Below are 15,733 nucleotides of genomic sequence, written 5' to 3' on the forward strand. Positions count from 1 at the left end.
AGGAGTTTGCATGACCACGTCCGTCAAACACCCATTGGGCCATCGCAACGCCTGGACGCTCGCCGCGGCGGGCCTGGCCACGGCTTTGCTGTCCACGGCGCCGGCACCCGCCGCCGCCCAACAGAAGTTCGTCAGTATCGGCACGGGAGGCGTCACGGGCGTCTACTACGCCGCGGGCGGCGCCATCTGCCGCCTGGTGAACAAGGACCGGGCGACGCATGGCATCCGTTGTTCGGTTGAATCCACCGGGGGATCGGTTTTCAACGCCAACACCATCAAGGCCGGCGAACTTGACCTGGGCGTTGTGCAGTCCGACGTCGGCTTCAACGCCTACAACGGCGAAGGGCAATTCAAGCAAGCGGGCCCGTTCACCAAGCTGCGCTCGGTATTTTCGATCCACCCCGAACCGTTCACGGTCGTGACGCGCAAGGACGCGAATATCAAGACCTTTGAAGACCTGAAGGGCAAGCGCTTCAACGTCGGCAACCCGGGTTCGGGCACGCGCTCGTCGATGGAAGAACTGCTGGCCACGATGGGCTGGACAATGAAGGACTTTGCGCTGGCGTCGGAATTGCGCCCGGACGAGCACGGCTCAGCGGTCTGCGACGGCAAGATCGACGGCTTCTTCTACGGCGTGGGCCACCCGTCGGCCAACATCCAGGACCCCACCACCAGTTGCGGCGCCAAGCTGGTGTCGCTGACCGGCCCGGCCGTGGACGCGCTGGTCAAAAAGTACCCCTACTACGCCTACGCCACCATTCCGGCCGGCCTGTATCCGAACAACCCCAACGAGACCAAGACGTACGGCGTGACCGCCACGTTCGTCACGTCGGCCGACGTGCCGGATGCCACCGTATACACCGTGGTCAAGGCGGTGTTCGACAACTTCGACGACTTCAAGAAACTGCATCCGGCATTCGCCAACCTGAAGCCCGCCGACATGGTGAAGAACGGCTTGTCGGCGCCCTTGCATCCGGGCGCTGAAAAGTACTTCAAGGAAAAAGGCCTGCTTTAAAAAGCGCCTGCTTCAAAGCCTTGCCGGCGCGCGGTTGCCGCACGCCAGGAATCAGCGCGCGCCGCCCAGACGGCGCGCGCCATGACACGTAGGGGAAATTCATGACAAAAGCGCCGCATACGTCGGCCCCGGACCTGGAACAGCTTGTCGCTGATGTCGATCGAGGCGGCCGCAACGCGGGCGGCATCGCCGGCGCCACGCTGGCCGCGGGCGCGCTGGCCTGGTCGTTCTTCCAGCTCTGGTACGCATCGCCGCTGCCTTTCTCGTTCAACTGGGGCATCTTCAACGACACCGAGGCGCGCGCCCTGCACCTGGGCGTCGCCATGTTCCTGGGGTATCTGGCCTACCCGGCCAGCAAGCGCTCGCCGCGCGACCGCATGCCCTGGTTTGACTGGGCGCTGGCATTGGCGGCCGGTTTTTGCGGCAGCTATCTCTATGTTTTCTATAACGAACTGGCGGGCCGCCCCGGTCAACCCACGCCCATGGACGTGGGCACCGCCGTCGTGGGCCTGGCGCTGCTGCTGGAAGTAACGCGCCGCGCACTCGGCCTGCCCATGACCGTGCTGGGCCTGGTATTCGTGGCCTACGCGCTGGCCGGCCCCTGGCTGCCCGACGTGCTGGCGCACCGAGGCGCCTCGCTGGAACGCCTGATGTCGCACATGTGGCTCACCACTGAAGGCGTGTATGGCGTGGCGTTGGGCGTATCCGTGTCCTACATCTTCATCTTCGTGCTGTTGGGCTCGTTGCTGGACAAGTGCGGCGCGGGCAACTACATGATGCAGGTTTCGTTCGCGCTGCTGGGCCACCTGCGCGGCGGGCCGGCCAAAGTGGCCGTGGTGTCCTCGGCCGTCAACGGGCTGGTGTCCGCGTCGTCGGTGGCCAATGTGGTCACGGGTGGCATCTTCACCATTCCCCTCATGAAGAAGGCGGGCTACGGCGGCGTGCGGGCGGGCGCGATTGAGACGGCGTCTTCGGTCAACGGCCAGATCATGCCGCCCGTGATGGGCGCGGCGGCGTTCCTGATGATCGAATACGTGGGCATTCCCTACACCGACATCATCCGCCACGCCCTTCTGCCGGCGTCGATTTCGTACATTGCGCTGTTCTACATCGTCCATCTGGAAGCGCTGAAGCTGGGCATCCAACCCATGATGGCGGCAGGCCCATCGCGCACTCCGCTGCAAAAGCTGGCGGGATGGGGCATGGGCATCAGCGGCACGCTGCTGGTGATGGGCGCGGCCTATTGGATCGGCACCGGCGTACAGGCCGTGGCGGGCGCGGCCGCCATCTGGGTGCTGCTGACCTTGCTGGCGGCCCTGTACGTGTGGCTGCTGCGCATCGCCGCCGCCCACCCCGACCTGCCGCAAGACATTGACGTCAACCACCCTGTGCGCCCGCAGCCCTGGCCGACGGTGCGCGCCGGGCTGTATTTCCTGATCCCTATCGGCATTCTTGTGTGGTGCCTGAGCGTGGAAGAACTATCCGCCGGGCTATCGGCCTTTTGGGCAGCCATGGCCATGCTGTTCCAGATGGTCACGCAACGGCCGCTGATTGCCTGGTTCCGCAAACAGGATGCCGCCCCGGCTTGGCGGCAAGGTTGGCACGACGCCATCGGCGGCCTGCAAGACGGCGCGCGCAACATGATCGGCATCGCCATCGCCTGCGGCACGGCCGGCCTGATTGTCGGCGCCATCACCTTGACCGGCCTGGGCCTGCGCATGACCGCCTTCGTGGAACTGGTGTCGATGGGCAACGTGCTGTTGATGCTGATCTTCACCGCGCTGGTCTGCCTGGTGCTGGGGTTGGGCATGCCCACCACGGCCAACTACATCCTGATGGCGACGCTGATGGCGCCCGTCGTGGTGGAATTGGGCGCGCAAAGCGGCCTGGTGATCCCGCTGATTGCCGTGCATATGTTCGTGTTCTATTACGGCATCATGGCCGACATCACCCCGCCCGTGGGCTTGGCGACCTTCGCCGCCGCGGCGATCTCCGGCGAAGACCCCATCAAGACCGGCATCCAGGGCGTGACCTATGCCGCGCGCACCGCCATCCTGCCGTTCATGTTCGTGTTCAATCCCGCCCTACTGCTGATCGACGTCAACTACGGGTGGGAACTGGCGCTGGTGGTGGCGGGCGCCACCTTGGCGTCGCTGACGTTCGCGGCGGCCACCATGCGGTGGTTCCGCACGCGCTGCACCTGGGCCGAGGTGGGCGTGCTGTTGCTGGCCACCTTCATGCTGTTTCGCCCCGACTGGTTCATGGACCACTTCGCGCCGCAGTACGAAAGCCGCCCAGCCGCCGACATGCAGACGATTGCCGCCGCCATGCCCGACAACGGCCGCCTGACCGTGGTACTGCGCGGCATCAATCTGGAAGGCGATGAACTGACCAAAACCGTTGCCGTGGCCTTGCCCTCCCTGCAGACAGGCGCTGGCGCCCCCGACGCCGGCCGCCGCCGTCTGGCGGAAGCCGGAGTAACGCTGATGAGCCTGGGTGACCAAACCCAAATTGGCGGGGTGCGGTTTGGCAGCCGCGCGCAACGTTCCGGCTGGGAGCAAGGCTGGGACGTCGTCGAAGTGAAAGCGCCGAACCCACGGCGCTGGTCGGATTACTGGGTCTACCTGCCGGCCGTGCTGCTGCTGGCGGGCCTGTGGATGCGGCAGCGTCGGCGCCAGGGCGGCAAGGCCCCGATGGTCAGCGCGCGCAGCAACCATTCCACCGGGCCGTAGGCATGGTGCCGCAACCACCATGCGGACCATGGCAACTGCGCCGCGAAAATCGCCACCGCGATGCCGACGGTCGCCAGGGGCGAGACCGATGCGAAGAGACGCAGGCCCCATCCGGTAAACAGAAAGGCGCAGACGACGGATTGCATCAGGTAGTTGCTTAGCGCCATCCGCCCGGCGGGCGCCAGCCATCGCAACGCGCGCCCAAGCACTCGCGTGCGCCACGCCAGCAGGAAGAGAGCCGCATACGACATGCTGAGCAACGGCGCCGTCAAGAGGTCGGCGGCCAGCCCGGGCAATTCCCAGGCCGCGCCGGCAAATGGCAGAGACGACGTGGCGTACGCCGCCGATCCGGCCAGGCCGGGTAGCAAGCCCAGCGCACACAGCAGCCACAACACGCCCGGCCGCGCCCAGGGGTCCGCCAACGCATTGCGCCGACCCAGCGCGTAGCCGGCCAGGAACATCGCAAAGACAAACGGGCCTTGCACGAACAAAACCATGAACCAGACGCTGGTGCTCAGTTCATGGATGTGCTGCGCGATGGTGGAGCCGATGTCGCCGCGATAGGCCTCGATGGCCGCCAGCGCCTGCGCCTTGTATTGCGCCAGATAGCCCGGCTGCACAGGGTCCAGGAAGCTGAGCCAACCCAGCAGCGCCCACACCGACGCCGCCAGTACGATCAGCCACAACGCCACGCACAATGCGCGCTGCGGCGCCATGGACCGGCATCCCAGCAAGCCCAGCCCCAGCAGCGCATAGGTCACCAGAATGTCACCCTGGTAGAACAACACGGCGTGTGCGGCCCCCAACACAGCCAGCCCGGCCAGGCGACGCAGGAATCGCGGCGCAAAGGCGGCTTGGCCGCGCTCGGCCGCCGTCATCTGCAAGGTGAAGCTGTAGCCGAACAGAAACGAGAACAGCAGGTAGAACTTGGTCTCGAAGAGCCACGCGATAAGCCAGCGCACGCCCAGATCCACCGGACGCGAATAGACGGGATCGGCAACGCCCGCGCCATAGAACGGCGACGAGAAAACGCCGATGTTCACGATCAGGATGCCAAAGAGCGCAAAGCCGCGCAGCGCGTCCACATGCGCCAGGCGCCCGGATGACGTTTGCGCGAGCCCTGGGTGCGTGAATGTGTGCATGACGTGGAAGCCCGTTGGCTAGAGGGGCGAGGCATCGCCTCGCCCCCCGCGCCTGCCCTACCCCAGTACCGGCGACAACACCGGCTGCTTGGGACGCACATCCAGTTGGCGGCCCTTGCGCGCGCGCTTGCCCACATAGGGCGCCAAGGCGTCGCCCGCCAGGATGTCCTCGGTGAGCTTGTTGCGGTAAATGCCCGTGGCGCGCAGGCCGCGTGCGCCGATCGGCACCGTTTGATCCAGCTTGTCGGACGCATCCAGGCCCATCAGGATGGTGCCGCGGCCGCCACCAGACAAGGACTTGCATTCATCCAGGCCGAACACCAGGAACTTGCCCTTGGCCGACAGCAAGGCCAGTTGCGTGGCGCCCACGAACAGCGGCACCGGGCGCAGCATTTCATCGCCGGCTTCAAGCGTGATGAACTGCTTGCCCGCCCGTTGGCGGCTGACCATGTCGGACAGCTTGGCCGCAAAGCCGTAGCCGCCCCGCGTGGCCAGCAGCCAGCGAGAATCCGGCGATGCAGCGATGGTATGCACAATGCGCGTGCCCGATTCCAGATCGATCATGGTCGTGACCGGCTGGCCGTCGCCCCGCGCGGACGGCAGCCCGCCGACCGGCACCGAATACACCCGGCCGTTGTCGCCCATGGCGATCAGCGTGTCGGTGGTGCGGCATTCGAAGGCGCCGTACAGGTCATCGCCCTGCTTGAAGGTGAATTGCGCGGCGTCGTGGCCATGGCCCTGGCGGGCGCGCAGCCAGCCCTTTTGCGAGACGATCACGGTGACCGGTTCGTCCAGCACCTTGGTTTCCAGCACGGCGCGTTCGGCCGTTTCGATCAGGGTGCGGCGGTCGTCGCCGTATTGCTTGGCGTCGGCCTCGATTTCCTTGATCAACAGGCGCTTGAGCGTCGTGGGATTGTCCAGCAGTTCTTGCAGCGAAATCTGGTCCTTGCGCTTGTCGGCAAGTTCCTGCTCGATCTTGAAGCCTTCAAGACGGGCCAACTGGCGCAAGCGCATTTCCAGGATGTCTTCCGCCTGGCGCTCGGACAGCTTGAAGCGTTCCATCAGCGCGGCGCGCGGCTCGTCGGATTCGCGGATGGTCTGGATGACTTCGTCCACGTTCAGGTAGACCAGCATGCGGCCTTCCAGCACGTGGATACGGTCGGTGACCTTGTCCAGGCGGAAGCGCGTGCGGCGCACGACCGTGTTGATGCGGAACGCCACCCATTCAACCAGGATGTCGCGCAGGCCCTTCTGACGCGGGCGGCCATCCGTGCCGATGCACACCAGGTTGATCGACGCGCTGCTTTCCATGCTGGTCTGGGCCAGCAGCGTGTTGACGAATTCGTCACGGTCCACGCGCGAGGTCTTCGGTTCAAACACCAGGCGCACGGCCGCATCCTTGCCGGATTCGTCGCGCACGGCGTCCAGCAGGTTCAGCATCACCGCCTTGGCCTGGGTTTGCTCGGGCGTCAGGCTCTTCTTGCCCGACTTGATCTTCGGATTGGTGATTTCCTCGATCTCTTCCAGCACCTTCTGGCCCGACGTGCCCGGCGGCAGTTCAGTGATCACCAGTTGCCATTGGCCGCGCGCCATTTCTTCGAACGTCCAGCGCGCGCGCACCTTCAGCGAGCCACGGCCACCGCCATAGATCTGTGCAATGTCGGCCGCGGGCGTGATGATCTGACCACCGCCGGCAAAGTCCGGCCCGGGGATCATGGCGTGCAGCTCGGCGTCCGGCAGTTGCGGCTGCTTGATCAGCGCCACGCAGGCCTGCGCCACTTCACGCAGGTTGTGCGACGGAATCTCGGTGGCCATGCCGACCGCGATGCCGGACGCGCCGTTCAGCAGCATCACCGGCAAGCGCGCGGGCAGCATCTGCGGCTCTTCCTGGCTGCCGTCATAGTTGGGCACGAAATCGACCGTGCCTTCGTCCAGCTCATCCAGCAGCAGCTTGGCGATGGGCGTCAGGCGCGCTTCGGTGTATCGCATGGCGGCGGCGTTGTCGCCGTCGCGCGAACCGAAGTTGCCCTGGCCATCGATCAGCGGATAGCGCAGCGAAAAGTCCTGCGCCATGCGGACCATGGCGTCATAGGCGGCCTGGTCGCCGTGCGGGTGGTACTTGCCCAGCACGTCGCCCACGACGCGCGCGGACTTCACCGGCTTGGCGCCGGCGGCCAGCCCCATCGCCTGCATGGCGAACAGGATGCGGCGTTGCACGGGCTTTTGCCCGTCGCCCACGTCGGGCAAGGCGCGGCCGCGCACGACGGAGACCGCGTAGTCCAGATAGGCCTGTTCCGCGTAGCGCGCCAGCGTGATGGCGGCATTGGCATCGCCATCGCCATCGGGCGGGGTGGGGTCGAACAGGCCGGGTTGATTGCTGTCGGTCATGTTGTATTCAGGTAGACAATTTCATCGAAACGGCGTCAATGCGCCTTCACGCGGACGGGGCAAGCTGGGTGTCGGCGACATGCGTGCGCAATTGCGCGCGCACCGCGGCCAGCGTGGCGGCGTCCTGGCCGCGCTTGGGAATGATCACGCCCTGCAAGGTGCCCAGAATGACGTACAGGTGCTGCGGGGTTTCCTCGACGCGCCGGATATCCGACCACTCCATGCGCCCGGAGGCGCGGGCGGTGGTATCCAGAATGCCCTCGGGCCCGAAGTCGAGCTGATGCCGGCCCAGGAACAAGTCGTCGGGCTGCTTGTTCAGCATGCGGCGCGTGTTCATCCGGACCAGCGGCGGCAGCGCGAACTCATAGGCCAGCGCCAACAGCACCAGAATGCCCAGGCCCACCGCCAGCCCCTCGAAATACACGGGCAGCATCTGTGACCAGTTGGGCCCCTTGCCGTCCCAGGTTTGCCAGACCAGGTAGGCGAAGAGCGCCACGATCATCAGGACACCAAAGCGCAGGTGCGACCGGTACCGACGGCTCCGCAGTTCGGGGCGCCGGTACACATAGGCGGCGAATTCGGCGTAGTCGTCGGCCGTCATGTCGACGGTCATGCGGGCGGAGTCGGAGGCGGGGTCGGGCACAGTGGACGTCATCAGATATCCAGCTCGGCCAGGTTGCCTTTTTCCTCGATCCAGGCGCGGCGCTGTGAAGACTCACCCTTGCCCATCAGCATGTCGAACATGCGGGTGGTGTCTTCCGGGGTCTGATCCCCGTAGCCCACGGGCAGCAGGCGGCGCGTGTCCGGATTCATGGTGGTTTCCCAGAGCTGTTCCGGATTCATTTCGCCCAGGCCCTTGAAGCGGCTGACCGCCCAGGCGCCTTCGCGCACGCCTTCCTTGCGCAGCTTGTCCTGCGCGGCTTCAAGTTCGCCGTCATCCAGGCAATAGATCTTCCTGGCCGGGCGCTTGCCCTGGGCGGGCACATCCAGACGGAACAGCGGCGGCTTGGCCACGTACACGTTGCCGGCTTCGACCAACTTGGGAAAGTGCTTGTAGAACAGGGTCAGCAGCAAGACCTGGATGTGCGAGCCGTCGACGTCAGCGTCAGAAAGGATGCAGATGCGGCCGTAGCGCAGGCCGGACAGGTCGGGTGTGTCGTTCGGGCCGTGGGGGTCCACGCCGATGGCCACCGAGATGTCGTGGATTTCGTTGTTGGCAAAGAGCCGGTCACGATCCACTTCCCAGGAATTCAGCACCTTGCCGCGCAGCGGCAGGATGGCCTGGAATTCCTTGTCGCGCCCCATCTTGGCGGAGCCGCCGGCAGAGTCGCCCTCGACCAGGAACACTTCGGTGCGGCTGGCATCGCTGGATTCGCAGTCAGTCAGCTTGCCCGGCAAGACCGCCACGCCGGAACTCTTGCGCTTTTCAACCTTCTGGGCCGAGCGCTGGCGCGCCTGCGCCTGGCGGATGGCCAGCTCAGCCAGCTTCTTGCCGTATTCAACGTTGCTGTGCAGCCAGAGATCCAGCGCGCTCTTGGAAAAACCGCCCACCAGGCGCACGGCGTCGCGGCTGTTCAAGCGTTCCTTGATCTGGCCCTGGAACTGCGGGTCCAGCACTTTGGCGGACAAGACGAAACTGGCGCGGGCGAACACGTCTTCGGGCAGCAGCTTCACGCCCTTGGGCAACAGGCTGTGCAATTCGGCAAAGCCCTTCACGGCGCCGAACAGGCCTTCGCGCAGGCCAGATTCATGCGTGCCGCCGGCCGGCGTGGGGATCAGGTTTACGTAGGACTCGCGCACGGCGTTGCCGTCCTCGGTCCAGGCCACCACCCACTGAGCCCCCTCGCCCTCGGCGAAGTTCTCGTGGTCGGACCCGGCGTACTGCTGGCCTTCGAAGAACGGCACCATGAGTTCAGCGCCGGTCAGCGCCTCGGCCAGGTAACCGCGCAGGCCGTCCTCGTATTGCCAGGTCTTGGTATCGCCGCTTTTTTCATTGACCAGCGTGACCTTCACGCCAGGCAGCAGCACGGCCTTGCTGCGCAAGAGGTGCGTCAGTTCGCCCAACGGAATGTTGGGGCTGTCGAAGTATTTGGCGTCGGGCCAGACGCGCACGCGGGTGCCGGACTTCTTGCGGCCGCCCTGGTCGTACGGGGCCAAGGGTTCGGCAACGTCGCCGCCCTTGAACACCAGGCGATTGACCGCGCCGTCGCGCCAGACCACGACTTCAAGCCGGGTCGCCAGCGCATTGGTGACCGAAACGCCCACCCCGTGCAGGCCGCCCGAGAATGCATAGGCGCCGCCGCCCGCCTTGTCGAACTTGCCGCCCGCGTGCAGGCGGGTGAAGACCAGTTCGACGACGGGCGCGCCTTCTTCCGGATGCAGGCCAACGGGAATGCCCCGGCCGTCATCCTCGACGGACACGCTGCCATCAATGTGCAGCGTGACCTGGATCTGTTTGCCGTAGCCGGCCAAGGCCTCGTCTGCGGCGTTATCAATGACCTCCTGCACAACGTGCAGGGGGTTTTCGGTGCGGGTGTACATGCCCGGGCGTTGCCGCACGGGCTCCAGCCCCTTCAGGACGCGAATGGACGCCTCGGTGTAACGTGGAGTGGCCAAGTTATCCCCAACATCTGTGGAAAAAAACCGACATTTTACGGATAAGCCTAGATTCCGCGCGGCTCCCGGTGGGTTGCGCACGACCTGACCAGCTCCGGATTCGGTAGGATGATGACAGTCACAGCCAGCGCGTCAGGGCTTCACGGCCCGGATCACAACGACTGCGCCGCAACATCCTACACAAAACCAGCAAACCCTGTTGTTATTAACAGTGGTGTGCCTGTTGTTATCGACAGTGGTATGCTTTAATCCATTCCACATACAAGAACAACGGCAAGGCGCGTCCCTTTTTACGCGCCTTTTGCTGCCGAACCGAGAATCACCATCATGAGCGACCAAATCAAGAACGTCAGTGACGCAAGCTTCGATGCCGATGTGTTGAAATCCGGCCAGCCGGTGCTGGTGGACTACTGGGCTGCCTGGTGTGGCCCCTGCAAGATGATTGCCCCGATCCTGGAAGAAGTCGCCACCGAGTACGCAGGTCGCCTGACGATCGCGAAGCTGAACGTGGACGAAAACCAGGGTACCGCCACCAAGTACGGCATCCGCGGCATTCCCACCCTTATGCTCTTTAAAGACGGCCAAGCCGCCGCCACCAAAGTTGGCGCGCTGTCGAAGTCGCAACTCACCGCATTCCTGGACGGCGCGTTGTAAACTGCGTGCTGTGAAAGGCGCCGCCCCGGAGGCGGCGCTCATTCAATACCGCGCGAGCCCGTCCGTGGCGCGCCGCCAGAACCCTCCTTTACTTTTCCCCCACATTCACCGCGATGCACCTCAATGAACTGAAGGCGCTGCATGTCTCGCAGCTGCTCGAAATGGCCGCTGGCCTGGAAATCGAGAACGCCAACCGCCTGCGCAAGCAGGAGCTGATGTTCGCCATCATGAAACGGCGCGCCAAGCAAGGCGAGCAGATCTTTGGCGACGGCGTCCTGGAAGTCCTGCCGGACGGCTTCGGTTTCCTGCGCTCGCCCGAGACCTCGTATCTGGCCAGCACGGACGACATCTATATCTCGCCCTCGCAGATCCGCCGTTTCAACCTGCACACCGGCGATTCCATCGAAGGTGAAGTACGCACGCCGAAAGATGGCGAACGCTACTTTGCGCTGGTCAAGGTGGACAAGGTCAACGGCGTGGCGCCCGAAGCGATCAAGCATCGCATCATGTTCGAAAACCTGACGCCGCTGCACCCGAACCGGACGATGCGTCTGGAACGCGACATCAAGAGCGAAGAGAACCTGACGGGCCGCATCCTGGATGTGTTCGCCCCCATCGGCATGGGCCAGCGCGGCTTGATCGTCGCCAGCCCCAAGTCCGGCAAGACGGTGATGATGCAGCACATTGCGCATGCCATCACCACTAACTACCCCGACGCCGTCATGATTGTCCTGCTGGTGGACGAGCGCCCGGAAGAAGTGACCGAAATGCAGCGCACGGTGCGCGGTGAAGTGGTGGCGTCGACCTTCGACGAACCCGCCACCCGCCACGTGCAAGTGGCTGAAATGGTCATCGAAAAGGCCAAGCGCCTGGTCGAAATGAAGAAAGACGTCGTGATCCTGCTGGACTCGATCACCCGTCTGGCCCGCGCCTACAACACCGTGGTGCCGGCTTCCGGCAAGGTGCTGACCGGCGGTGTGGACGCCAACGCCCTGCAACGCCCCAAGCGCTTCTTCGGCGCGGCCCGTAACCTGGAAGAAGGTGGTTCGCTGACCATCCTGGGTACGGCGCTGATCGAAACCGGCAGCCGCATGGATGAAGTCATCTACGAAGAATTCAAGGGCACGGGCAACTCCGAAGTCCACCTTGAACGTCGCCTGGCTGAAAAGCGCGTCTACCCGTCCATCAACCTGAACAAGTCGGGCACCCGTCGCGAAGAACTGCTGATTGCGCCGGACCTGCTGCAAAAGGTCTGGGTGCTGCGCAAGTTCATCCACGACATGGACGAAGTGCAATCCATGGAATTCATCCTGGACAAGATGCGCGCCACCAAGACCAATGCCGAATTCTTCGACATGATGAAGAAGAAGTAAGCTGGCTACGCGTCAAAAAGAAACCGCCCTCGGGCGGTTTTTTCTTGGGGTTGAGGCCGATAGTTGGCGGCCCAGAACAGGGCATCAGTGCTCGATGAATTCCGGTATGCGGCTGCGAGCCGGCGCGTTGGCGGGGCGCGGCGTATGTTTGGGTGGCGCTTTGCCTGCGTCGGTGCCCGGGCCAGCGCCCACTTCCTTGCCCGAAGCCTCGATCGGCTCGATCTGCGGATCGTCCCAGTTGCCCGTCACCGAATATTCCATGGTCATGGCACGCGCCAACGGCTGCTTCAACAACCATTGCGTGACGAATGCGCCCAGGCCAATCAGCGGATTCACCGCCAGCGCCGTCACCATGGCCGCGCCGCTGGCGTCCAGGTTCGGGATCACCACAGCCTTCAAATCCCAGCGTTCGCGGATCAGGTTGACCCCGCCCGCCAGGACGATAGTCGCCACCGGCCCGTTGATCTTGTAGCCCTCGGTGGACACATTTCCATCCGCCATCTTCACGTGGCCGCGAATGGTGTCGAACGGAAAGCCGTCGCGCAGCAGGTTGGTCGGGTTGACGTCCAGCCGCGCCAGCCGTTGCAGTGATTGCAAGGACAGCAGCTCCAGCAGGCGCGCCGTACGGGAATTCACGTGCATGAAGCGGCCCTTGTCGAGACTGACGGTGACCTCACCACCGACGTCCGCAATATTGTGGGTCCATGGCAGGTTGCGCCACGTGGCCTTGCCCTGGGCCGTACCCGAGCCCCCGGACACCACCCCTTCGAAGCCGATTCGCGTCATGAACTTGCCAATGTCGACGAAGTTGGCGTTCGCGTCCACGCTCAGGCCGCGATCCGGCCCTTCCAGGCGCCAGTTGCCCGTGGCGTTCAGGGTGGCCGCGTCGTTGGTGATGGTCAGCTTATCCAGCCGCCATTGCCGGCCGCGCTCCTGGTTCGTTCCCACCACCTGAAGCTCGCCCACATTCTTGCCGTACAGAAGAAATTCCTTGGCCTGCAGGTCGATGGCGGGAATGTCCGATAGATCATTGCCAGAGGCCAGGGCCTTGTCCGCCTCGTTGGTGTCGCCCTCGCCCCCAAAAGACAGGTGCTTCATCCGGGCAGTAATCTGGCCCGCGATCGCGCCCGACGCCTCCTGCCATTCCAGTGACCCCGTAGCCTGACGCGATTGGATGTCCACACGCCATTGCGACGGACCCGGCCGCATCGCATACAGCGTCAGGTCGTTCAGGGTGTAGCCGCTTGCACGCAAGGAGCCGGTGGCCAGGCTGATGCGCTCGGGCTGCGGGAAAACCGGCTTGGTCGCGGCCTTCCTGGCCCCGCCCTTGCCCGGTGGCGCATCGAAGCCGTCCACCACCGTTTCCCAGGCGTCCATGTCCAGCTCAGGCAGGCTGGCGTTCAGGCTAAGCCCCCGATCCGGCAGGCTGGCCGGACGGCCGATGCCCAACGCCCCACGAGCAAAGTAGGTTGCGCCACCACTGGCGTCCCGCTCGAACAGGGCGTTTACGTCTTCGCCCAGACTGGCCGTCAGCCAGCGCCGGCCTTTCGCGCCGCGATCCTCGGCTGCGCCCCATTGCAGCTTCAACAGCCGCGAGGATGAGGCGGGCTTGCCCACCGGTGCCGGCATGTCGATCGCCATGCCCGCCAAGTTGGATTCCATCGCAATATCGACCGACCCGCCCTTTTGGTAACCCAACCGGCCCTTGTAGTCCGTCTTGCCGGAAAACCGCGACAGGGACGGCGCATTGCTCAGTTGCGACAGGCCCGCGCCCGTCAGCGCGCCTTCGAACTGCAGGACATCCGAATTTTGCGCCAAGGTGCCGAAGATCTTGACCGGCCCGCCCAGGAACTGCCCACGGATCTCCTTGGTGCGCACGCCTTTTTCCGAGAACTCAAGGTCGCCATGCAGGCCCTTGAGCACCGGCATTTCAGGCATGAACGTGAAGCTGTTGTCCGTAAACAGGATGTGACCCTGTACTTCGGTATCGTCAGTGTTCAACAGCGGCACTTTCAGCTTTAGCGGCACGCGCCAATCGCCCGTGCCATGCGCCTCATCCAGGGCGCCGTCCAACAGCCCGCCCAACGGCGAATTGGCCGCCAAGGCAAGATAGGCCGAAACGGGGCCGGACGTTTCGCCGTCCAGCAGCAATTCAGCGCCATCATCCATGTTCGGAATCGTGGCCTTCACCGCGCCTAGATTGACCGTCTGCCCCGGCCCGGTACGCACGGTCGCCCCACCGGCGCTGTCCAGCGTCAGGCTGACCTTGTCGATGCGGAAATTGCCCGACAGGTTCTCCAGTACGGGCCACCCTTTGTGATTCGGCCCTGCCGGGGCGTAGTCGACCTTGGCGCCCGCATAGTCGCCGGCAATGACGAATTCACCGGCCGCATCCGGCGCGGCATAAGGGAAATCATCCAGGTCGCCCTTGAGCGTGACAGCGGCCGAACGCATTTCGCCCGCCGGCAACCCCACCGCCAGCCATTCGCGCGCATCCGCATTCACCTCAAGCGGCAGATAACGATGGATGGCCGACATCGCGCCGCGCACCATCGTGCCGCGCATGTCGACGCTACCCGCCGAGGTCTTGCCCTCCGGCTTCCATTGGCCCTGCACCCGCACGTCCAGGTCATCGTTCACGACATGCGCTTGCGCAACGTCTACAAACCAATGATCCGCGTCCGGCCCCTTGACCTGCGCATCCAGGGACAGTTCGCGCGCGGCCAGGGTTGGTTCCTGGAACACGCCAGGCAGCGATACACGCAGGTGCTGCACCGCCCCCTTGATCGACAAGTCGGCAGCGCCAGGGCTGCGCGCCAGCGGCACCCCAGCTATCTGAACAAAGTCACCCGGCAAACCCTGCACGCGAAATTGCGCCGACGCACCTTGCACCGCCGGGCCGTCCTTGGACGCCGCCCAGTCCACGCCTCGCACGGCAACATCAGCCGTCAGCACGGTGAACTTGCCGCGATCCAGTTGCAGCCACGCCCGGCCGGCCATCCGTCCCGCAATCACAGGCGCCTGGACCCAAGGCGCCCAGGACTGGGGCTCGACATCGTCCAGTTCCGTATAGAGCTGGCCGCTCCAGTTTGCGGGGTTGGCGGCATTGGCGGCGAACAGGCTGCGGTTGAATTCCCCGCGCAATTCCACGTTGCGAGCCAGCGCCTCGCCGGCCGAGGCCCGCAACACAAACCGGTGCGACAAGCTGCCGTTGCGCATCAGAAAATCAACGCCGGTCAGCGGCAGCGGGGGGGCACGGCGCAGGTCGTCTTGCCAGATGATCGTTGCGTCTTTAATCAGCAGTTCGCGCTGCCGCACCAACCATCGCAAGGCCGGGTGATCAAGATCGGATTGATGGTCGCTGGCGTTCAGGTCAATATTCTGCCCCGCGACCCACAGGTGGTTCGCGGCATCGCGACGCAGGGTCAGCTCAGGCTTTTCGACCTGCAAGCGCACCAGCCTTGGCGATAGCGTCAGCACGCTGCGCCAGGCCAGCACGGCGGAAACGGAAGGCAGGGAAAGCACTGGCGTTGCATCGTCGTGGCCGACGACCTGGACAGCGGTGAGATCCAGGCGGGGGTTCAGGCCTTGCCAGTTTGCCTGGACGCCACCGATGGTGACGCGGGCGCCCATGGCCTCGCTGGCGTACGCTTCAATTTGAGGACGCCATTCGCCCACACGAGGCAGCACCCAGTAGCGCACGCCCAAAAACCCCGCGGCCGCCACGCAATAAACGATCAACACGGCCCAGAATAGGCAGCGGAACACGCGTCGCGCGCGCGGCGTGGGGGCTTTTTTTGAAACAGACACGGA

The 15,733-nt window shown here is 64.6% G+C and carries 9 protein-coding genes; 4 read left to right on the top strand and 5 right to left on the bottom strand.

Annotation, left to right across the window (positions count from 1 at the left end; all coding sequences use genetic code 11):
* Nucleotides 1–10: 10 nt before the first annotated feature.
* Nucleotides 11–1,015, top strand: coding sequence for a TAXI family TRAP transporter solute-binding subunit (locus tag M2361_RS28770; RefSeq protein ID WP_100855053.1), 1,005 nt, complete (start codon nucleotides 11–13; stop codon nucleotides 1,013–1,015).
* Nucleotides 1,016–1,116: 101 nt separating this feature from the next.
* Nucleotides 1,117–3,747 carry a TRAP transporter fused permease subunit gene (locus tag M2361_RS28775; RefSeq protein WP_259253177.1) on the top strand — a complete coding sequence of 877 codons (2,631 nt, stop codon included), beginning with the start codon at nucleotides 1,117–1,119 and terminating at the stop codon, nucleotides 3,745–3,747.
* Here the strand turns inward: M2361_RS28775 and M2361_RS28780 are convergent.
* The 4 genes from M2361_RS28780 to parE are packed head-to-tail and all read right to left on the bottom strand — an operon-like array spanning nucleotide 3,636 to nucleotide 9,893.
* The gene (locus tag M2361_RS28780; protein WP_259253178.1) at nucleotides 3,636–4,889 is read right to left on the bottom strand and encodes a DUF418 domain-containing protein; all 1,254 of its coding nucleotides are present in this window, start codon (nucleotides 4,887–4,889) and stop codon (nucleotides 3,636–3,638) included. The genes M2361_RS28775 and M2361_RS28780 overlap by 112 nt on opposite strands.
* 57 nt (nucleotides 4,890–4,946) lie before the next feature.
* Nucleotides 4,947–7,277 carry a DNA topoisomerase IV subunit A gene (gene parC / locus M2361_RS28785; protein ID WP_259253179.1) on the bottom strand — a complete coding sequence of 777 codons (2,331 nt, stop codon included), beginning with the start codon at nucleotides 7,275–7,277 and terminating at the stop codon, nucleotides 4,947–4,949.
* A 46-nt stretch (nucleotides 7,278–7,323) separates the two neighbouring features.
* Complete coding sequence (locus tag M2361_RS28790) at nucleotides 7,324–7,932, bottom strand: YcxB family protein (protein ID WP_259253180.1); 609 nt, start codon at nucleotides 7,930–7,932, stop codon at nucleotides 7,324–7,326.
* Nucleotides 7,932–9,893 (bottom strand): DNA topoisomerase IV subunit B, encoded by a 1,962-nt coding sequence (gene parE / locus M2361_RS28795; RefSeq protein ID WP_259253181.1) that lies wholly within the window; start codon nucleotides 9,891–9,893, stop codon nucleotides 7,932–7,934. Before parE ends, M2361_RS28790 begins: the two co-directional genes overlap by 1 nt.
* A gap of 327 nt (nucleotides 9,894–10,220) precedes the next feature.
* Here parE and trxA point away from each other — a divergent pair, with 327 nt between their 5' ends.
* Both trxA and rho read left to right on the top strand, forming a co-directional pair.
* Entirely contained in the window at nucleotides 10,221–10,547 is a 327-nt protein-coding gene (gene trxA / locus M2361_RS28800; RefSeq protein WP_006218534.1) for a thioredoxin TrxA, read from the top strand.
* Between the two features lie 113 nt (nucleotides 10,548–10,660).
* Nucleotides 10,661–11,920 (top strand): transcription termination factor Rho, encoded by a 1,260-nt coding sequence (rho, locus tag M2361_RS28805; RefSeq protein ID WP_006218533.1) that lies wholly within the window; start codon nucleotides 10,661–10,663, stop codon nucleotides 11,918–11,920.
* An 84-nt stretch (nucleotides 11,921–12,004) separates the two neighbouring features.
* Here rho and M2361_RS28810 read toward each other — a convergent pair whose 3' ends face one another.
* Nucleotides 12,005–15,688 (bottom strand): YhdP family protein, encoded by a 3,684-nt coding sequence (locus tag M2361_RS28810; RefSeq protein WP_259253182.1) that lies wholly within the window; start codon nucleotides 15,686–15,688, stop codon nucleotides 12,005–12,007.
* Nucleotides 15,689–15,733: the final 45 nt, after the last annotated feature.

This window comes from Achromobacter sp. JUb104 (assembly GCF_024806975.1).
In the GTDB taxonomy this organism is placed as follows: domain Bacteria; phylum Pseudomonadota; class Gammaproteobacteria; order Burkholderiales; family Burkholderiaceae_B; genus Achromobacter; species Achromobacter spanius.